The organism is Rhodoferax sp. (assembly GCF_030646845.1).
Taxonomy (GTDB): Bacteria; Pseudomonadota; Gammaproteobacteria; order Burkholderiales; family Burkholderiaceae_C; genus Rhodoferax.
The window spans coordinates 84,346-104,039 of sequence record NZ_JAUSLE010000028.1; the positions used below are offsets into that span (position 1 = coordinate 84,346).

Here is a 19,694-nt window from a genome sequence, read left to right on the forward strand (position 1 = left end):
CAACATAATGTGCCATGAACCCGACACCGCCCCACCCCGACACGCTCCAAGCCACGGCACTGGTTGACAGCGACCACCCAGCCGTGCAGGCCTTCGCCCGGGAACACGCCAGCGGCAGCACCGACCGCGAGCGCGCCATCGCCCTGTACTACGCGGTGCGGGACGGCTTTCGCTACGACCCCTACCGCATTGACCTGTCAGCCGCGGGCATGACGGCCAGTTCGGTCATCGCCGCGGGTTGGGGTTGGTGCGTGCCCAAGGCCACGCTGCTCACCGCCGTCTGCCGCGCCGCCGGCATTCCGGCCCGCCTGGGCTTTGCTGACGTGCGCAACCACCTCTCGACCGAACGCATGCGCCAGACCATGAAGACGGACGTCTTTGCCTGGCATGGCTACACCGACATCTGGCTCGATGGCGCATGGCGCAAGGCGACGCCGGCTTTCAATGTGCAGCTGTGCGAGAAATTCGGACTGCTGCCGCTCGAATTTGATGGCACCAGCGATTCGATCTATCACCCGTTTGACCGGGCTGGCAACCGGCACATGGAGTATGTGAAACAGCGCGGCACCTTCAACGACCTGCCACTCGCGGAAATTGTGGCGACGTTCCGCGAAATTTATGCAAACTGGCTGCCGGGTGGAGACGCCACCAGTCAACTGCAAAGCGCAGACTTTTCAGCTGATGTGGCCGCTGAAGCCAAACCCGGTTAAGCGCCGCCTTGTCAGCACGGCGTTACTGGACGTCACCAATTAGCGCGACAAGGTGTACACCGAGGTACCCGCCAGCAGGTTAGGCGCGAAACGCACCGTTTTGCCGTCCTGGATGCCGAAGCTGTCCAGCACTTTCAATCCGCTGCGCAGCGCCAGCGCCGCCAGGTCGGCATGGGTGCCGACGCGGATGTTGGGGGTGTCGTACCACTGGTAGGGCAGGCGGCGCGTCACCGGCATGCGGCCCCGCAGCACGCTCAGGCGGTTCGGCCAATGCGCAAAATTGGGGAAGGCCACAATGCCAATGCGGCCCACGCGCACGGTTTCACGCAACATCACCTCCGCATTGCGCAGGTGTTGCAGGGTGTCGATCTGCAGCACCACGTCGAACGAGGCATCGTCAAACAGGTCCAGGCCTTCGTCCAGATTGAGCTGGATGACGTTGACGCCAAGCTTGACGCAGGCCAGCACGTTGGCGTCATCAATCTCGATGCCGTAACCGGTGCAGTCACGTGTTTTCTGCAAATGCGCCAGCATGGCGCCATCACCGCAGCCCAGATCCAGCACGCGCGAGCCCTCGGGCACCAGTCGGGCAATGGCTTCCATCGTCAAAAGATCGCTCATGGCCGGCCCTCTTTGGCGACGCTATCAAAATAAGAGCGAACAACGCCCATATAGCGGGGGTCATCCAGCAAAAAAGCATCATGCCCGTGCGGCGCATCGATCTCGGCGTAGCTGACGTCACGGCGGTTGTCCAGTAGCGCCTTGACGATCTCACGGCTGCGTTTGGGCGCAAAACGCCAGTCGGTGGTGAAACTCACCAGCAAGAATTTGGCAGTGGCGCGCGCCAGGGCGTGACTCAGGTCGCCATAGGTGCGGGCCGGGTCAAAGTAGTCGAGTGCCCGGGTGATCAGCAAATAGGTGTTGGCATCAAAGTACTCGGCGAATTTGTCGCCCTGGTAGCGCAAGTAGCTCTCGATCTGGAACTCCACGTCCTGCGTCGAATACTTGTAACCATCGACGCCGCCTTCCCGCTGCGGTTTGTCCCCCGATTGGGCCAGCACCGTCTGGCGCAACTTGCGTCCGAACTTCTCGTTCATCACGTCGTCACTCAGGTACGTGATGTGGCCAATCATGCGGGCGATGCGCAAGCCGCGCTTGGGAACAACGCCGTGCTCGTAGAAATGCCCGCCATGAAAATCGGGATCGGTCACGATGGCGCGGCGCGCCACTTCGTTGAAGGCAATGTTCTCGGCAGTGAGATTCGGGGCACTGGCCACCACCACGGCGTGGCGCACGCGATCCGGGTATTGCAGCGTCCAGCTCAGGGCCTGCATGCCGCCCAGACTGCCCCCCATGACGGCAGCCAGCGTCTGGATGCCAAGAGCGTCCAGCAACCTGGCCTGCGCGTTGACCCAGTCTTCGACGGTGACCACCGGAAAATCGGCGCCATACACCCGACCCGTGTCCGGGTTCACATGCATCGGGCCGGTGGAGCCGAAGCAGGAACCCAGGTTGTTGACGCCGATAACAAAGAACTTGTTGGTGTCCAGCGGCTTGCCCGGTCCAATCATGTTGTCCCACCAGCCCTCGGACTTGTCCTGACCGGCATACGTTCCAGCCACATGGTGCGAGGCGTTCAAGGCGTGGCAGATCAGCACGGCATTGGATTTGTCGGCATTGAGCGTGCCGTAGGTCTCGAAGCTCAGTGAATAGTCGCGAAGAGTCGCACCGCTTTGCAAAGGCAAGACGGCGGCAAACTGCATGGACTGTGGCGTGGCAATCAACATAAAAAAACCCGGCAGCGCTAAATGCGGAGCCGGGTTACCTGGTGGGGTAGCGGTGGCCGTCTTTAGCTGAACTTCGAAACTCAAAGGTTTCGGCGCCCGCAATCGAGGATCAAATCGGCGCAAGCGGTTAGTATAAATCCAAGTCGAAGTCCGATCGAACAAAGGGAGTCCCCATGTCAGAGCTGTACGGGTCCGACGCCTACGCGCCACGCGAGGTCGCGCAGCGCATTGAAACGGTCGGCGTCGCCAAAGCGCGTCTGGCCACACTGCCGCTTTTGATGCTGGGCATGCTGGCCGGCGCCTTCATCGGACTGGGCGCCATGTTTTTTGTGCTCGTCAAGTCGGACCCGACGCTAGGCTTTGCGGCGAGCTCGGTGCTGGCTGGCCTGGTGTTCTCGCTCGGCCTGCTGCTGGTCGTCGTGGCGGGCGCCGAATTGTTCACCGGCAACAACCTGCTGGCCATGGCGTGGGCCGACGGCAAGATCAGCACGGCCGAGGTCCTGCGTAACTGGCTGCTGGTGTGTCTGGCCAATTTTGTCGGTGCCGCCGGCCTGGCGGCGCTGGTGTTTGCCAGTGGCCACACCGACCTCAATGGCGGCGCCATCGGGCAGCAAGTCGTGAAGATGGCCCTGGCCAAGCAGAACCTGTCCTTGGGCCAGGCTTTTTTCCGGGGCGTGTTGTGCAATGTACTGGTCTGCATGGCGATCTGGATGGCGATGGCCGGGCGCAGCGTGACGGACAAGATGGTGGCCATCGTGCTGCCGATCACCGCGTTTGTGGCGGCGGGCTTCGAGCACAGCATCGCCAACATGTACCTGATGCCGCTGGCCATGCTGATTCAGTATTTTGATCCGGCCGTCGCTGGCACGGCCCCAGTGACCTGGGGCGGCATTGCAGGCAATCTGGTCCCCGTGATTGCGGGCAACCTCATAGGTGGCAGTGTTCTGGTCGGACTGGCCTACCATGTGATCTACCGGCGCACCCCGCTGGAGGTTACGCCCAGCCCACCCAGGGCGTCGAGCCCCAACCCGGATAAATAGGGGGCTGATGCCTACGGCGCATGATTCAAGGCGGCGCCCGGGTGTCTTTTGGCACAGTTATGGACCTCAAGACTCGATGCTGGCTCGTTTATTGCTTTACTTTGGTGCGTTTCCAATATTTTTGGAGTAAACGCACCAATAAAACCCATTCCATCTCAAGAGGTTCTCATGGAAGCACTAAAACAGGGCGCAGACACCCTGTTCATCCTTCTCGGCGCAATCATGGTGCTGGCCATGCACGCCGGTTTTGCATTTCTGGAACTCGGCACCGTGCGCCGCAAGAACCAGGTCAATGCGCTGGTCAAGATTCTGGTGGATTTTTCCGTCTCCACCGTCGTCTATTTCATCATCGGCTACGGCGTGGCCTACGGCACCAGCTTTTTTGTCGGCGCGGAACAGCTGGCCGCCAAGAACGGCTATGACCTGGTCAAGTTCTTCTTTCTGCTGACTTTTGCCGCCGCCATTCCGGCCATCATCTCCGGCGGCATCGCCGAACGCGCCAAGTTCTGGCCGCAGCTGATTGCCACCGCCGTGATCGTCGGCTTCATCTACCCCTTCTTTGAAGGCATTGTGTGGAACCAGCACTTTGGCGTGCAGGCCTGGATCAAGGGCCTGACTGGCGTCGAGTTTCACGACTTTGCCGGCAGCGTGGTGGTGCATGCGGTGGGCGGCTGGATTGCGCTGCCCGCCGTCATCCTGCTGGGCGCGCGCGCCAACCGCTACCGCAAGGACGGCGGCATCTCGGCCCATCCCCCCTCCAGCATTCCCTTTCTGGCTCTGGGCGCGTGGGTGCTCACCGTGGGCTGGTTCGGCTTCAACGTGATGAGCGCGCAAACCCTGGACAAAATCTCTGGCCTAGTGGCGGTGAACTCGCTGATGGCGATGGTCGGCGGCACGCTGGCTGCGCTGATCGCCGGCAAAAACGACCCCGGCTTTGTACACAACGGTCCGCTGGCGGGTCTCGTGGCCGTGTGCGCGGGCTCCGACCTGATGCACCCGCTGGGTGCGCTGGTGGTGGGCGCCGTGGCAGGCACCGTCTTCGTTGTCATGTTCACGCTGACGCAAAACAAATGGAAGATCGACGACGTGCTGGGCGTGTGGCCGCTGCATGGCCTGTGCGGCACCTGGGGCGGCATCGCAGCCGGCATTTTTGGAACCAAGGCGTTAGGCGGCCTGGGAGGCGTCAACCTGGGCGCGCAGTTGATCGGCACCGCCATGGGCGTGGTCTGGGCCGTGGCCGGGGGACTGGTGGTTTACGGCGTGCTCAAGGCCAGCATGGGCTTGCGCCTGAGCCAGGAAGAAGAATATGACGGGGCCGACCTGTCAATTCACAAGATCAGTGCGTCGCCCGAGCGGGAAGCGAACTGGTAGCTTGATAGGAAACAATTAAGTCTGCCGTCGACTTGTCTGAAAGACAGGCAGAACGGCCGTCGCCAAGTTCCGGGCGGCTGTTCTGAAAAACGACCGGTTGGGCCGGAAATCCTTGTTGCAGGGTTTGCCCACAGTACCAAGTGTCGTCTTCAGGCATCGGCCAGCGCGTCAGGCATCACTGGCAAGACAGGCGCGCGCCCGCCACCCCCTTACACTGCACAGGCCATCATGACCAACGCCGCCACACCCTCCTTTGAACAGCAACTGGCTGGACACCGTGACTACCTGCTTCGCTTCGCCCGCCTTCAGTTGCGAAACGAAACGTGGGCTGAAGACGCGGTGTCTGAAACGGTTTTGGCGGCACTGGCCAAGCCCCAGTCGTTTGCCAACCGCTCGCAGCTCAAGACCTGGCTTGTCGGCATTCTCAAACACAAAGTGATTGACGCGCTGCGCCATCACAGCCGTGAGCTCTCTGGTCTGGACAGACCTGACGACGATGACGCTGACCCGCTGGACTACCTGGGATTCAAGGCGGATGGGCACTTTTCACAGCAACCCGCCGACTGGGGGAACCCCGAACAAGAATTGAAGAGCCGGCAGTTCTTCAAGGTGCTGGAGGCTTGTACCGACAAGCTGCCGCCAGTCCAGGGCCGGCTCTTCTTGATGCGGGAGTGGCTGGAACTCTCCAGCGAGGAGATTTGTAAGGAATTGGGCCTGACGTCGACAAATTTATATGTTCAGTTGCACCGTGCCCGGCTCAGGTTGCGCGAGTGTCTGGAACTCAACTGGTTTGCCAAACCCAACGCGCCATGATGCCCTTTCACCGAACCTGCAAAGAAGTCTCCGCCCTTGTGATTGCGCGGGAAGACCATGTGCTGCCATGGCGTGATCGACTCGCACTGCGTCTGCACATGGCTATTTGCGCTGCATGCCCCACGTTTGAGCGCCAGGTGCTGACCATGCGCAACGCCATGAGACAGTGGCGAAATTACGAAGGTGTCGAGACACCGCCCGGCAACGCCGACAAACCTCCGAATTGACCGTTCGGGACGATCGGCCTAGCACTGATCTTCGGTTTCCCTCAAAAAATTTGTGGAAAAATAAAACTTGACGCATAATGCGCTTGTATTGCCGAAAATCGGTTGTACAAGTTTGCGGTGTTTAGTCAGTTTCGCGTCTGCTTTAAGTCTTCATTTGTTTGTTGATTGCGTGGTGATAGCGGTTTTGGACTCCATCGCGTTTTGAGTTATTTTGAGGAGTCCTTTCATGGGCAACAAACTTTACGTGGGCAACCTGCCCTACACCTTCCGTGACGAAGACCTGCAACAAGCATTTGCTGCGCACGGTACCGTCACCAGCGCCAAAGTCATGATGGAACGTGACACCGGCCGCTCCAAAGGCTTCGGCTTTGTGGAAATGGGCAGCGATGCTGAGGCACAAGCTGCCATCAACGGCATGAACGGCCAGCAATACGGCGGCCGTGGCCTCGTGGTGAACGAAGCCCGTCCGATGGAAGCACGTCCCCCCCGCACTGGCGGCGGCGGCTTCGGTGGTGGTGCTGGCGGTGGCGGCGGCGGTTACGGCGGCGGCGCTGGTGGCGGCCGTAGCGGTGGCGGCGGTTACGGCGGCGGCGCTGGCGGCGGCGGTGGCCGTAGCGGCGGTGGCGGCGGTGGTGGTTACGGCGGTGGCCGTAGCAGCTACTAAGCAATCGACTGGCTTTACGCCAAGCGGAAAAAAAGGGCCCTCGTGGCCCTTTTTTCATTTCCTCATTTCCTCATCCCAGCACGGCAGCACCGGCCTACGCTGGACGGCCGATCAGGCCTCCGGACTGCGCGGTTTTCGGGGTCGCCCGGCAAATGCCTTGTCAAACAGCCAGTTCGGCAACAGGCGCAGCACCTTGGCCACCACCCCCATTTGCCAGGGAATCACGCGATAACTGACGCCGGCCTCGATCGCCCGGAAGGCTTTGTCAGCAAAATCTTCCGGACGCATCAGGAACGGCATGGAATAGGCATTTTTCTGCGTCAGCGGTGTATCGATGTAGCCCGGGCAAAGGGTCACCACTTTCACGCCGCTGGTCCGCAGTTCACCGCGCAAACACTCGCAATAACTGATCATGGCCGCCTTGCTGGGGCAGTTTGCGCCATGACCGGGGAAGCCCCGGATACCGTTGACGCTGCCAATCCCGACCAGGACACCCGAGCCTCGTTTGACCATGGCGTTCAGAAAAGGATGAAAGGTGGCCGTGGTGCCAATGTTGTTGGAGGCAAAGGTTCTGGCGATCACCTCAATATCGGCCCGCTGGGCCGTATCCACACCGATGCTGATGCCGGCGCAGGCGATCACCACATCTGGAACGCCCTGCTGCACCATGCAGGCCTGGCCCACGGCCACAATACGGTCCGGCACAGATACATCGGCACTATAAATTTGACAGCGGTCTGCGCTTATTTGACGGAAGCCAACCCACGCTTCGATCTCCCGTGTGCGCCGTGCCACCAGAGCGAGCGAATAGCCGGCCTGATAGAAGCGCCAGGCGAGTGCCTGCCCAATGCCACTGGATGCGCCAGTGATAAAAACAAGTTTAGACATTGGCGTCCTTTGGACAGTCTATTCGGCGGCGCCAGGCACCAGCGTGCCCTTGACACGGCCCTTGAGTTCCATGACACGGTCAAGGTTATCGTAATCCATCGAATCCGCCGTGAAGCGGTCTCGTCCGCGTATGAGCTCCACCGGCTTGTGCGATTTGACGCGCTCAGTGTCCATGAACGCATGCAAAAACTCACCTCGAAACTCCATCCGCGGCAAAGGCTGGCCAGCTTTGTCTGACACGGGCTCGCGCACCACCCGCGCGTCGCCAAACAACTGCACTTCCGAGGCATCGGCATTGGTCAACGCCCGTTTGGCAGTTGCCGTCGTCAGACGACCCTCTTCGTTGAATGAACGGATTCGGACAAGATCGATTTCCAGGGTATCGGTGTCAGGGAAGTGGCGGGCATCAGTCCCCAGCACTTCACTTTTCAGTCTTCCTGCGCCATCAAATGTCTTGACTGAAAACTTGTGCATGAAATAGTCAGGTTCATGGCGCGCTGGCGCCTCCTGCTCGGGCGTCAGCATCATCGGCGTGCTTCGAACCAGCCAGTAGGTGCCTAACGCCAGCACGCCCATGAGAATCACGGGAAGATAGAGCGACAGGCGCTCCCACGCCGTGCGTACGACCTTGATCACAACGTGCTTTCCTCCAGCAGGCCGGCGTACTTTCCGCTGGCCACCAGCAGCAGGTCACACAATTCCCTGACCGCCCCGTCACCGCCCCGGGCTCGTGTCACGTGGTGCGCGACCGCCTTGGCCTCCTCATGGCCATTGGATGGGGCGCAGGCCAGCGCACAGCGCCGCATCACGGGAAGATCCGGCCAGTCGTCACCCATGCCAGCGGCCTGAGCCCAGTCCAGCCCCAAGGCTTCGAGAATTTGTTCAGCAGCGGGGCGTTTGTCCTCCGTGCCATAGTGCACATGGCCAATCCCGAGCGCCTCCAGCCGCAGTCGCAGCGGTTTTGAATCCCTCCCGGTAATTACCGCCGGCGTGATGCCGGCGCGCTGCAACAGCTTGAGGCCATGTCCATCCAGCGTATTGAACCGCTTGATCGTTTCGCCCGCCTCCGTCAAGTACAGGCCACCATCGGTCAGGACCCCATCCACATCGAAGAACGCCACGCGAATGCCTTGCGCCTTGAGCAGCAACTGGGGCGGAAAATTGAGTGCGACGGCAGCCATCAGATCACCTTCGCACGCATCAGGTCATTGCTGTTGACTGCGCCACACAACTGCCCAGCCGCATCGAGCACAAGCACACTGGTAATGCAGTGGTGCTCCATGAGTTCGGCGGCCTCCACCGCCAAGGCGTCGCTGCCGATGGTGCGGGGGTTGGGATGCATGACCTGCTGCGCGGTCTTGGCACGCAAATCGACACCGTTCTCCACCAGTCGCCGCAAGTCGCCATCGGTGAAGATTCCCAGCACGTTGGCGCTTTCATCCACGATGGCTGCCGCGCCCAGTCCCTTGACGCTCATCTCCCGCATCAACTCGCTGAAACTTGCCGTTGGCCCGACTCTGGGTACGTCATCTCCCGAACGCATCACGTCGCTGACATGGGTGAGCAGCTTTCGTCCCAGGGCGCCGCCGGGGTGGGATCGCGCGAAATCTTCAGCCTTGAAGCCACGTGCATCCAGCAGGGCGACCGCCAGGGCATCGCCAAGTGCCAGCTGGGCGGTGGTACTTGCTGTGGGTGCCAGGTTCAAGGGACAGGCTTCTTTTTCGACCCCACAATCAAGAAAAACATCCGCATGGCGGGCCAGTGTTGAATCAACGTTGCCGGTCATGGCGATCAGGGGCGCACCCATGCGCTTGAGGACGGGCAGGATCGCCGTCAACTCTTCCGACTCCCCGCTGTTCGAAATGGCCAGCACAAGATCGACGGATTTGATCATGCCAAGGTCGCCGTGGCTGGCCTCAGCGGGGTGGACGAACATGGCGGGTGTCCCCGTCGAGGCCAGGGTGGCAGCTATCTTTCGCCCGATATGGCCGCTTTTGCCCATCCCCATCACCACAACGCGGCCGCTCACCTCCAGCATCATCTCCACCACACGAACAAATGAATCGCCCAAATGCTGTTTCAGTCCCAGCACCGCCGCAGCCTCAATGTCCAGCGTTTCCCGCGCCAGACGAATGACTTGCTCAGGCTGAAATGCAGTTGGTTGCGTGTGTTGTGGTGTCATGACGGGATTTTATCGGTCAGCACATCGCTTGTTAGTATGCAGGGGTGAGCCCCCTTGAACTGACACTCCTCTATTTGCTTGCCGCCGTGCTCGGCGTGGTAGCGTTCCGATCACTAAAACTGCCTCCCATGCTGGGCTATCTGGCAGTAGGCGTGATTATCGGACCCAATGCGCTGGCTTTGGCCAAAAACGCAGATGGTGTGCGCCATCTGGGCGAATTCGGGGTGGTGTTCCTGATGTTTGTGATTGGGCTGGAGTTCAATCTGCCCAAATTGCGAGCCATGCGCAACTATGTGTTCGGGCTGGGCTTTTTTCAGGTCCTGCTCACCATTCTGGGTGCCACGGCGGCGGCCATCGGACTGGCGGTCATTGCGCCCGCCGTGTGGGGAATGGGTTGGAAAACTGCGTTGGCCCTGTCATGTGCGCTTGCCATGAGCAGCACGGCCATCGTGGTCAAGCTGATGACGGAACGCCTCGAGATGGAATCAGAGCACGGCAAACGTGTCATGGGCGTTCTGTTGTTTCAGGACTTGGCCGTTGTCCCTCTGCTGGTGCTGATTCCGGCGTTGGGGGCTTCGGGCGAACAGTTGGTCACCACACTGGCCGTCGCCACCCTCAAGGCAACGGCACTGATTACGTTGCTGCTGGTCGGTGGCCCGCGCGTGATGCGATTCTGGTTGACCATGGTCGCCCGACGTAAAAGCGAAGAACTGTTTGTTCTCAATCTGTTGCTCATTACCCTGGGGCTGGCCTGGTTGACCGAGTTGGCGGGCTTGAGTCTGGCGCTGGGCGCCTTTATCGCAGGCATGCTCATCTCCGAGACGCAATACAAACAGCAGGTGGAGACCGATATACGGCCATTTCACGATGTGTTGCTCGGGCTGTTTTTCATCAGCATCGGAATGATGCTCGACTGGCGCCTGGTCCTGGAACGATGGCCGCTGGTACTGTTGCTGGTCACGCTGCCCGTGTTGTTCAAAGCGGCCCTGGTGACCTTGCTGGCACGTGGCTTGGGGGCCACCATGGGTGTGTCGCTAAGGACCGGCCTGTACCTCGCGCAAGCAGGTGAATTCGGCTTCGTGTTATTGACACTTTCGCAAGCCAACGCCCTGGTGCCCCCCGCACTGCTCAATCCAATATTGGCAAGTATGGTTCTTTCCATGCTGGCGACGCCCTTCATCATCCTCTACAGCAACAAGATTGTCATGAAGCTGGTCAGCAGTGAATGGCTGCAGCAGTCGCTGCAAATGACCACCATTGCCCGCAAATCGATCAATGTGAACAAGCATGTCATCATTTGTGGTTATGGCCGCTGCGGCCAGAACCTGGCGCGCATGCTGGAGAGGGAAAGCATTCCCTACATGGCGCTGGATCTTGATCCCGACCGGGTACGCCAGGCGGCCGCCGCCGGTGATTCGGTGGTCTTTGGGGATGCCGCCCGCCTTCAGGCCCTGATGGCAGCCGGACTTGCCCGTGCCAGTGCGGTAGTCATCACCTACCTTGAAGTACCGGGTGCCATGAAGGTGCTGGCTCACATCCAGACTCATGCACCCCAGGTCCCCGTCATCGTGCGCACGCAGGATGACCATGATCTTGAAGCGCTACAGCGGGCGGGCGCCACCGAGGTAGTCCCGGAGGCAATCGAGGGTTCGCTGATGCTGGCCAGCCACGCCCTGGCATTGGTGGGCGTTCCAATGCGACGGGTAATTCGCATCGTGCAAGACCAGCGTGATGCGCGCTACAACCTGCTGCGGGGTTACTTCCACGGAGCGGACGATCACTCGGGCGACGAGCTTCTTCAGGAGCGCCTGTCCTCACTGACGTTACCCCTGGGCGCCAAGGCAGCAGGCAAACCGGTCAGCCATTTTGCCCTGGAGAATCTGGACGTTCGCATCGTCAGCCTGCGGCGCAGTGGCGGCAAGGTTGTTCCCATAGCACAGGAGACTCTGATGGAAGATGGCGATACGCTGGTGCTCTCGGGCAAGGCCGAAGCACTTGCCATGGCCGAAGGAAAGCTGCTCAAAGGGTGACGTGTCGACGTCATCCATGAACTGGGCACGATGCACAATACGTGCATCCAACCTCCATCCCATGCGCCATGCAAAACCTCAGCGTCAACCAGTACCTCAGAAATCACATTCGTACGGTGCCTGACTGGCCGGCACCAGGTGTACAGTTTCGCGACATCACACCGCTGCTGCAGGACGCCAAAGTATTCCGGATACTGATCGACGCATTTGTTCATCGCTATATGGACCCGTCCATGCGACCCGATGTAGTGGCGGGTCTTGATGCGCGTGGCTTCATTTTGGGCGCGGTGATTGCCTATGAACTGAACGTGGGCTTTGTTCCGGTCCGCAAGAAAGGCAAACTGCCGTTCACGACAGTGGAAGAAACCTACGAACTGGAGTATGGGAGTGCCACCGTTGAACTCCATACGGACGCCGTCAAGACCGGAGACCGCGTGCTGCTGATTGATGACCTGATCGCCACCGGGGGCACCATGATGGCCGGCAAAAAATTGCTGGAAAAGCTCGGAGCTCAGGTCATGGAGGGTGCGGCCATTGTGGACCTGCCGGAGCTGGGTGGCTCGGCCAAGCTGAGGGCTGCCGGGCTGCCGCTTTTCACCCTGATCGATTTCGACGGGAGCTGAGGGCCGGCCGGGCCGTCAGTTCAGATCGCCGTATTGGGTGCCGCTCAGCGGCGAGGCGCGTTCGTCCGGATCGACCATTTGCGTGTCTTCGAATTCAACGGGGGGTGCCGGGTTGCGGCGCCCCGATGTCACAATCTTGCCCACCGGCGACAGGGGTGGGGCTGGCGTGGCACTGGCCAATGCCCGCTTGAACGCAACGACTTCGTTTTCTTGCAGAGGCTCATACCGCGGCGTCTGACTGGCCAACGAAGCCGGGGCTGCCGGTGGGCGAAGCGCCTGAGGTTCAGGTGCCGTTCGGATTGGCTGTGGCGCAGGGACTGGTTGATTCTTCGACAGGCCGGCCGTGACATGCTCATTCACGCGCCAGTACACGGCCGTGACCAGAATGCCATGGCGCATCTTGGCGGCTTGGGCCATCATGGCTTCGATTTCTGCCAGACGACCGGTCTCACCCGCGGACTGGTTGGCGAGATCCATCATGATGAGGTACTGCAGTCCACGTGCATCCAACGACAGAACCTTGAATTTATAGCTGGCAGCAAGTACCCCAGCGCGAATCATCGAGTCGCGCACCACGCTGTAGAGCAACTCACGACGCTCGAGCCGCTCGGACTTGCGGTTCGCAGCATGACTGATGGGCGGCGGAGCCTGCTTGATCCGAAGTCTGTCAGACGGCATCAAGGGAACCGTCGCGTCAACATGACCCAGTCCCGAACTTTCCGGCGCGGGGGCCAGTCTTGAAGCCTGCCTGCCGGTGAACCAATTGAATATAGACATAATTTGCATTATCTTAAACACGGGGATTACCGGCACCAACTTTTTGTAACGTATTGATTCCAGACGTCCGGTTTCAATTTTCGGACCTTCCTTGAGGACCGATGAAACGCGTCAATTCACTGTGGCAGCGGTACTTGCCGGCCCGGTTTCACCAGATGAGCCAGGTGACCGCTGATGTGGGGAGAAAACAAATCCGGCAAGAGCCCGGGCTGGGCCACCGCAAGCGGGGTTCAGGTCACTGCGACACGCCTGCGTCGGTCCTGCATACGTTTGCAGACAATCGCACCCAAGGCCATCGTCAACGCCAGCGCCGCCCCGGGCAGGCGATGAGACAATTCGGCAAATCGCATTGGCGTGATGCTCCACATGGTGCATTCCGTGGCGGCCTGCACGGTGGCGTTGCGCGGCATGTGCGAGAAAAAACCTCCTTCACCCAAAACCGAACCGGGGCCCACGATGGCAAGGCGTATGCGATCGGCTGCGTCTTCGTAGTGGACACTCAACGTGCCTGTTTCCACAAAATAGAGCGTGCGATCCTTCGATCCCTGTGTGATCAGAATCTGACTTTGTGCCAATGTAAAAGGCTGCATGTAGTTCGCCAGCGCCTCCCACTGGGCAGGTGTCACCGTACGGCTGAGTGCGTCTTCGCCATGGTTGTGCACGAACGCCTCAATCAAGCCTTTGACGTCATGCTTATTGGAAAATTGGACATTTGCATTCATGAGGCGCGCACCTTGTTTTTGATGTTCAGTCATTGCAGCGAACTGCGGTTTCCACCCGCCCTGAACCAAAGACGAGTCATTTTCCAATGCAAAACTTGGAGAATATCACCCCAAGGAGATCGTCCGAGGTGAATTCACCGGTTATTTCACTCAGGGCATTCTGTGCCAGACGAAGCTCTTCCGCCAGCAGATCCAGCGACTGCGCTTTGGCGGCCAAATGGGCACCGGCTTCCCGCAAATGTCCATCCACCCGGCGCAGGGCCTGCACGTGCCGCTCACGCGCAATGTAGACACCCTCCGACGCCGACCGCCAACCCACTACCTCCAGCAGCCTGAGGCGCAGGGCGTCCAGTCCGGCGCCGGTTTTGGCCGACAGCGTCAGACCCCGGTCGCGACGCGCGGCAGTCGTGGCGTCGGCCTTGTTCCAGACATCTATGAGAGGTACGGTTGAAGGCAGTTTTTCGGTCAATACCCTGGCAATTTCGGAGTCGTCAGCTATGTAGTTCGCAGCATTCGCGCGCGTCAGATCGTGTACAAACAAGACGGCGTCAGCGGACTCAATTGCGTCCCAGGCACGCGCGATACCGATCTTTTCAACCTCATCATCGCTGGCGCGCAAACCCGCCGTGTCGATGACATGCACGGGTACACCCTCAATCTGGATTGTTTGTTGAACTCGGTCGCGGGTGGTACCGGCCACGGGAGTCACGATCGCCAGCTCGGCCCCCGCCAGCGCGTTGAGGAGTGACGACTTGCCTGCATTGGGCTGGCCCGCAATCACTACCTTGATGCCTTCACGCAACAAGGCACCTTGTCGGGCTCGTTGCAGCACGGTTTGCAGAGTCTGCTGCAACTTTGACAGTTGTCCCTGCGCGTCGGCCTTGCGCAGGAAGTCAATTTCTTCCTCAGGAAAGTCGAGCGTCGCCTCCACCAGCATCCGCAGATGAATCAGCGCGTCACGCAGGGTGTGGATTTCTTTGGAGAATTCGCCGACCAGTGACCGACTGGCGCTGCGTGCAGCAGCCTCGGTACTGGCATCGATCAGGTCGGCGATCGCCTCGGCCTGAGCCAGATCGATCTTGCCGTTGAGGAACGCTCGCTCGGAAAATTCACCCGGCTGCGCTACCCGCAGTCCGGCAAGCCGCGGCACATGACGGAGAGAATCAAAATCAGCGCCCGCTTCGATGCACCGGGCCAGCAACAGTTGCAGCACCACCGGTCCGCCATGGGCCTGCAACTCCAGTACATCCTCGCCGGTGAATGAGTGGGGCGCGGCGAAATAAATGGCCAATCCCTGGTCGATGGTCAGCCCAGCGCGGTCGAGAAATGGAAGGTAAGTCGCTTCGCGGGGCTTGAGCTGTCTCCCGCAAAGCGCCTGTATCAGCGCATCAAGATTCTTCCCGCTGATCCGCACAATGCCCACCGCACCCCGACCGGGGGCCGTGGCAATGGCAGCGATGGGATCCTGATGACGCGGCAGAGACACGCGCAGGACCCCTGTATTTACTTGAACTTGGGCAGGTTGAACTGCGGTGGCACACCCATTCGGGTGTTGATGATCCACTGCTGCGCAATCGACAGGATGTTGTTGGTAATCCAGTACAGCACGAGACCAGCAGGGAAGAAGAAGAACATCACGCTGAATGCCAGCGGCATGAACCACATCAACTTGGCTTGCATCGGATCTGGCGGCGCAGGATTGAGCGCTGTCTGCAGCACCGTGGTCAGCGTCATGACCAGCGGCAAAATATAGAAGGGATCGGGCGACGACAGATCATGAATCCACAGAACCCATGGTGCATTGCGCATCTCGACGCTGGACAGCAACACCCAATACAAGGCGATGAACACCGGGATCTGGATCATGATTGGGAAACAACCCCCCATCGGATTGACTTTTTCTTCGCGGTAGATGCGCATCATCTCCTGTTGCATCTGCTGCGGGTTGTCCTTCAGGCGTTCACGCATCTCCGTAATCTTGGGGTTGACCGCCTTCATCTTGGCCATGCTGGCATAAGCCTTGGCGTTGAGCCAGTAAAAGGCCGCCTTCAGCAACAGCACCAGAGCGACAATGGACCATCCCCAGTTGCCAATAAAGCTGTGCAACTTGTCGAGCAGCCAGTACAGTGGCTTGGCCAGAATGGTGAGCCAGCCATAGTCCTTGACCAGTTCCAGTCCGGGGGCCAGAGATTCCAGTACTTTTTCTTCCTGCGGCCCGGCAAAGAACTTCGCCTCCACGGCTCGGCTCGTTCCAGGCGCAATATTGTCCAGCGGTGTAATCATGCCAACGGAATAAAGATTCGTGTCGACCTTGCGCATGAACAGATCGCGCTTGATGCCATCGCCCAGCAACCATGCGCTGGCAAAGTAGTGCTGAACCATGGCCACGTAGCCGTTTTCCGCTGTTTTTTCGATGTCGACTTTGTTCTTCTCAATGTCGCTGAATTCCACTTTCTGGTATTTCATCGCCTCGGTGTAAACCGCCGGACCAGTGAATGTGGAATAGAAGGAAGACTCTCCCGGTGGCTTGTTGCCATCGCGCACCAGTTGCAGGTACAACTGCGGCGACACGGCGGCGGCACCGCCATTCAGCACCTCGTGCTTGACCGCGATGGCATAGTTACCACGGGTCAGAGTGAAGGTTTTCACCAGCTTCACACCTCCCAACTCAGGCGATTCAAATCGAACCACCAGCTCTTTGCTGCCGTCTTTCAGGGTGCGTTCTCCTGGCACCACGTTCATGAGCGTCTTGTGCGTGGGGAAAGCTCCCCCGGCCGCGCCGGCAATCAGACCGGTTTGCGCCATGTAAACACGGTCTTTGCTGTCATCGAGCAGGACGAAGTTTCTGGTCTTGTCGGCCATGTCAATATGTTTTACGAACTCGGCATGTACGAGCGAACCGCCCTCCGTGTCAAACGTCAGCTTCAACACATCAGTCGTCACCACCACGCGCTCACGCGGTGCGGCGGGCGCCTCAGGCGCTGATACGATTGGGGCTGCAGCTCCCGCGATTGGTGCGCCACTTGCTACTGAATTCATAGCAGGAACCCCCGTTGGGACACTAGACGCCGCCACCGGCGTATTGGCGGGTGCAGCCGTTGTAGTCGGGCCCGGGAAGAACGTGGCTTTCTTGCCACCGTAAATCTGCCATTGATCCCATAGCAATACCATGGAAAAGCCAAAGATCACCCACAAAATGGTGCGGCGAATATCGTTCATGAAGACTTCTTTTCAGTGGAAGATGGAATCAGCTGGGTAAAGAGCCGGGGTTTTTCAGTGGGTACAGGATCATGCCCGCCCGCACACCAGGGATGGCAACGTGCGATACGCGCCAGAGTCAAATAACTGCCCGCCGCGGCGCCGTGCGTCTGCAGAGCCTGCAACGAATAGGCGGAACAAGTGGGTTCGAACCGGCAGGACGAGCCCAGCCACGGACTGAGCAGCAAACGGTAGCCCTTGACCAAGGCGATCAACAAGGCCTTCATCATGTTGCGCCGTCCTGCCTGGCGGTTGCAGGCGACCGTGCAGTGACACCTGCAAATAGTTGCTGCAACTCATGGCGAACGGCGGCCTTGAGCACGTCCGACGTAGCGCTGGTAAATTCCTTGCGGTCAAAACTGGCGCGCAAACGCACCACGTGGGCCGCAACGGGAAGCGCAGCATCGAAATCGGCGCTCACGCTGTAGATCTGACGTTTGATGGCATTGCGCGTAACGGCTCGTTTGGCCCAGCGCTTGGGCACCATGGCACCCATCCACAGATCGTGGACGACAAAGAGCGCCGCTACCGGCGTCGCCGCAGGCGCAGAGGACTTTTGCATGACAACGGGAGCTTCAAGTGAAGCACGATGCAACGCGAAATGGGGCGTCCGCCCCACGGTGCCGCCAGCCAGCACCGCCTGAAACTGGCTACGTGTCTTCAGTCGCTGCAATTTGAAGCGGCGCCAGAACAGCGAATCAGCGGCGCGCGATGCAGGTCGCCAGAATCAGACAGCCAGGCGCTTGCGGCCCTTGGCACGACGAGCGTTGATCACGGCACGGCCGCCACGGGTTTTCATGCGAACCAGAAAACCGTGAGTGCGGGCGCGTTTGATCTTGGAGGGTTGGTAAGTGCGTTTCATTTTGGAAATCCTAAAGGGCTCAAAGACGGCCCGCCACTGTTAAAGAACTACTGAAAAAGAGTGGGCCGCTGTCTTGTCTCCCCCAAGTCAATCAGGGGAACCGGCGATTATCGCAAACTTTCTCAATCCCGGCAACACCTTACGGTGCATAGAAGCAGTAATACTGATGCTTCTGACGGTTTTTGCAGCTTGTGGATAAATTCTTGATAAATTATAATTAGTCGTTCGGTAATCCATAACTATCCACAGAAGCTGATACGAATAATGACTGAGGGACAATACGCCAGCCAACCTGGTTCTGCAGGCGATGGCGCTGGACAGAGCCTGTGGCAAACCTGTATCGACCAACTGGCGCAGGAACTGCCGGATCAGCAGTTCAACACCTGGATCAAACCCTTGTCAGCGCAGGTCACGGACGACCTCTCGAAAGTCACCATCTTTGTCGCGAACCGCTTCAAGCTGGACTGGATCAGGGCTCAATACAGCAATCGTATTTCCAGTCTGCTGGAGAAATTCTCAGGCCAGTCCATCCAGATGGAGTTAGCGCTTGCTCCGCGAGAGCCTATTGCCAAAAGCCATTTACTTCAGCGTTCGGTTGAACCCATCCCGATGGAGGACTCAACCGAACTGGGGGACGATCGAAGCGCAAACAGTCTCAAGAACCGGCTCAATTCAGCCCTGACGTTCGACACTCTGATTGAAGGCACGGCCAACCGCATGGCGCGTGCGGCGGCCATGCATGTTGCCGGCATGCCGGGGCACCTGTACAACCCTCTTTTCATTTACGGTGGCGTGGGTCTGGGCAAGACCCACTTGATGCATGCCGTGGGCAACCGCCTGCTCGCCGACAGGCCGACGGCCAAAGTTCTCTACATCCATGCTGAGCAGTTCGTATCGGATGTGGTTAAGGCTTACCAACGCAAGACTTTTGACGAATTCAAGGAGCGCTACCATTCTCTTGATCTTCTGTTGATAGATGACGTTCAATTTTTCGCCAACAAGGAACGTACCCAGGAAGAGTTCTTCAATGCATTCGAGGCATTGCTGGCCAAGAAGTCACATATTGTGATGACCAGTGACACGTACCCGAAGGGCCTGACGGATATCCACGAGCGCTTGGTGTCGCGTTTTGATTCCGGGCTGACGGTGGCTATTGAGCCACCCGAACTGGAAATGCGGGTTGCAATTCTGATCAACAAGGCACGCGTTGAGGGCATTGAGATGCCTGAAGAAGTGGCGTTCTTCGTGGCCAAAAATGTGCGCTCCAACGTGCGCGAACTCGAAGGCGCATTGCGCAAAATCCTGGCGTACTCGCGCTTCAACCAGAAAGAAATCTCGATTCTGCTGGCACGTGAGGCCCTGCGGGACCTGCTTTCCATCCAGAACCGCCAGATTTCGGTGGAAAACATCCAGAAAACGGTCGCGGACTACTACAAAATAAAAATTGCGGACATGTATTCCAAGAAGCGGCCTGCCAGCATTGCCCGGCCGCGCCAGATCGCGATGTATCTCGCCAAGGAACTGACACAAAAGAGTCTCCCGGAAATTGGAGAATTGTTCGGTGGACGCGACCACACCACCGTATTGCATGCCGTGCGCAAGATTGGTGGCGAGCGCCAGCAAATGACCGAGCTGAACCAGCAACTTCACGTGCTGGAACAGACGCTCAAAGGCTGATTGTGGGTAGAAAAAGGGGAAAATGGTGGCTTTGACAGCAATTTGCTCCCCTTGTCCGTTATT

Annotated in this window: 22 protein-coding genes; 9 read left to right on the forward strand and 13 right to left on the reverse strand. The window is 59.1% G+C overall.

Going from position 1 to position 19,694, the window contains the following annotated elements:
- Positions 1-14: 14 nt before the first annotated feature.
- On the forward strand, positions 15-710 hold the full coding sequence (locus tag Q7T10_RS07650; RefSeq protein ID WP_304747296.1) for a transglutaminase family protein: 696 nt from the start codon (positions 15-17) through the stop codon (positions 708-710).
- Positions 711-749: 39 nt separating this feature from the next.
- Here the strand turns inward: Q7T10_RS07650 and metW are convergent, their stop codons facing one another.
- The gene (metW, locus tag Q7T10_RS07655) at positions 750-1,331 is read right to left on the reverse strand and encodes a methionine biosynthesis protein MetW (RefSeq protein ID WP_304747297.1); all 582 of its coding nucleotides are present in this window, start codon (positions 1,329-1,331) and stop codon (positions 750-752) included.
- Positions 1,328-2,497 carry a homoserine O-acetyltransferase gene (locus tag Q7T10_RS07660; RefSeq protein WP_304747298.1) on the reverse strand — a complete coding sequence of 390 codons (1,170 nt, stop codon included), beginning with the start codon at positions 2,495-2,497 and terminating at the stop codon, positions 1,328-1,330. Before Q7T10_RS07660 ends, metW begins: the two co-directional genes overlap by 4 nt.
- A gap of 173 nt (positions 2,498-2,670) precedes the next feature.
- Between Q7T10_RS07660 and Q7T10_RS07665 the strand changes: the two genes are divergently transcribed.
- From Q7T10_RS07665 to Q7T10_RS07685, 5 genes are all read left to right on the forward strand, one after another.
- Complete coding sequence (locus Q7T10_RS07665) at positions 2,671-3,537, forward strand: formate/nitrite transporter family protein (RefSeq protein WP_304747299.1); 867 nt, start codon at positions 2,671-2,673, stop codon at positions 3,535-3,537.
- Positions 3,538-3,705: 168 nt separating this feature from the next.
- On the forward strand, positions 3,706-4,908 hold the full coding sequence (locus Q7T10_RS07670; protein WP_304747300.1) for an ammonium transporter: 1,203 nt from the start codon (positions 3,706-3,708) through the stop codon (positions 4,906-4,908).
- 228 nt (positions 4,909-5,136) lie between these two features.
- The gene (locus tag Q7T10_RS07675) at positions 5,137-5,721 is read left to right on the forward strand and encodes a sigma-70 family RNA polymerase sigma factor (RefSeq protein WP_304747301.1); all 585 of its coding nucleotides are present in this window, start codon (positions 5,137-5,139) and stop codon (positions 5,719-5,721) included.
- Positions 5,718-5,948: a zf-HC2 domain-containing protein gene (locus Q7T10_RS07680; protein WP_304747302.1), complete on the forward strand. Its 231-nt coding sequence runs from the start codon at positions 5,718-5,720 to the stop codon at positions 5,946-5,948. The genes Q7T10_RS07675 and Q7T10_RS07680 overlap by 4 nt, the downstream gene beginning before the upstream one ends.
- Before the next feature lie 226 nt (positions 5,949-6,174).
- Complete coding sequence (locus Q7T10_RS07685) at positions 6,175-6,612, forward strand: RNA-binding protein (protein ID WP_304747303.1); 438 nt, start codon at positions 6,175-6,177, stop codon at positions 6,610-6,612.
- Between the two features lie 111 nt (positions 6,613-6,723).
- Here Q7T10_RS07685 and Q7T10_RS07690 read toward each other — a convergent pair whose 3' ends face one another.
- From Q7T10_RS07690 to Q7T10_RS07705, 4 genes are read right to left on the reverse strand one after another with little or no spacing between them, the layout of a single operon-like run.
- Positions 6,724-7,500, reverse strand: a complete 777-nt coding sequence (locus Q7T10_RS07690) for an SDR family oxidoreductase (RefSeq protein ID WP_304747304.1) — start codon at positions 7,498-7,500, stop codon at positions 6,724-6,726.
- Between the two features lie 18 nt (positions 7,501-7,518).
- Positions 7,519-8,136, reverse strand: a complete 618-nt coding sequence (gene lptC, locus Q7T10_RS07695; protein WP_304747305.1) for an LPS export ABC transporter periplasmic protein LptC — start codon at positions 8,134-8,136, stop codon at positions 7,519-7,521.
- Positions 8,133-8,681, reverse strand: a complete 549-nt coding sequence (locus tag Q7T10_RS07700) for an HAD family hydrolase (RefSeq protein WP_304747306.1) — start codon at positions 8,679-8,681, stop codon at positions 8,133-8,135. Before Q7T10_RS07700 ends, lptC begins: the two co-directional genes overlap by 4 nt.
- Positions 8,681-9,682 carry an SIS domain-containing protein gene (locus tag Q7T10_RS07705; RefSeq protein WP_304747307.1) on the reverse strand — a complete coding sequence of 334 codons (1,002 nt, stop codon included), beginning with the start codon at positions 9,680-9,682 and terminating at the stop codon, positions 8,681-8,683. Before Q7T10_RS07705 ends, Q7T10_RS07700 begins: the two co-directional genes overlap by 1 nt.
- 44 nt (positions 9,683-9,726) lie before the next feature.
- Here Q7T10_RS07705 and Q7T10_RS07710 point away from each other — a divergent pair, with 44 nt between their 5' ends.
- Positions 9,727-11,712 carry a monovalent cation:proton antiporter family protein gene (locus Q7T10_RS07710; protein WP_304747308.1) on the forward strand — a complete coding sequence of 662 codons (1,986 nt, stop codon included), beginning with the start codon at positions 9,727-9,729 and terminating at the stop codon, positions 11,710-11,712.
- 68 nt (positions 11,713-11,780) lie between these two features.
- Positions 11,781-12,335, forward strand: coding sequence for an adenine phosphoribosyltransferase (locus Q7T10_RS07715; RefSeq protein ID WP_304747309.1), 555 nt, complete (start codon positions 11,781-11,783; stop codon positions 12,333-12,335).
- A 15-nt stretch (positions 12,336-12,350) separates the two neighbouring features.
- Here Q7T10_RS07715 and Q7T10_RS07720 read toward each other — a convergent pair whose 3' ends face one another.
- The 7 genes from Q7T10_RS07720 to rpmH all read right to left on the reverse strand — a co-directional run bounded on the left by Q7T10_RS07720 (position 12,351) and on the right by rpmH (position 17,954).
- Complete coding sequence (locus tag Q7T10_RS07720; protein ID WP_304747310.1) at positions 12,351-13,112, reverse strand: hypothetical protein; 762 nt, start codon at positions 13,110-13,112, stop codon at positions 12,351-12,353.
- 230 nt (positions 13,113-13,342) lie between these two features.
- Positions 13,343-13,921, reverse strand: a complete 579-nt coding sequence (locus Q7T10_RS07725) for a Crp/Fnr family transcriptional regulator (protein ID WP_370653743.1) — start codon at positions 13,919-13,921, stop codon at positions 13,343-13,345.
- Entirely contained in the window at positions 13,911-15,320 is a 1,410-nt protein-coding gene (mnmE, locus tag Q7T10_RS07730; protein WP_304747311.1) for a tRNA uridine-5-carboxymethylaminomethyl(34) synthesis GTPase MnmE, read from the reverse strand. Before mnmE ends, Q7T10_RS07725 begins: the two co-directional genes overlap by 11 nt.
- A gap of 17 nt (positions 15,321-15,337) precedes the next feature.
- On the reverse strand, positions 15,338-17,053 hold the full coding sequence (yidC, locus tag Q7T10_RS07735) for a membrane protein insertase YidC (protein ID WP_304747312.1): 1,716 nt from the start codon (positions 17,051-17,053) through the stop codon (positions 15,338-15,340).
- Entirely contained in the window at positions 17,050-17,322 is a 273-nt protein-coding gene (yidD, locus tag Q7T10_RS07740; protein ID WP_304747313.1) for a membrane protein insertion efficiency factor YidD, read from the reverse strand. Before yidD ends, yidC begins: the two co-directional genes overlap by 4 nt.
- A complete protein-coding gene (locus Q7T10_RS07745; protein ID WP_304747314.1) occupies positions 17,319-17,765 on the reverse strand; it encodes a ribonuclease P protein component in 447 nt (148 codons plus the stop codon). The genes yidD and Q7T10_RS07745 overlap by 4 nt, the downstream gene beginning before the upstream one ends.
- Before the next feature lie 54 nt (positions 17,766-17,819).
- Positions 17,820-17,954: a 50S ribosomal protein L34 gene (gene rpmH / locus Q7T10_RS07750; RefSeq protein ID WP_066096666.1), complete on the reverse strand. Its 135-nt coding sequence runs from the start codon at positions 17,952-17,954 to the stop codon at positions 17,820-17,822.
- Between the two features lie 264 nt (positions 17,955-18,218).
- Here rpmH and dnaA point away from each other — a divergent pair, with 264 nt between their 5' ends.
- A complete protein-coding gene (gene dnaA, locus Q7T10_RS07755; RefSeq protein ID WP_304747315.1) occupies positions 18,219-19,631 on the forward strand; it encodes a chromosomal replication initiator protein DnaA in 1,413 nt (470 codons plus the stop codon).
- Positions 19,632-19,694: the final 63 nt, after the last annotated feature.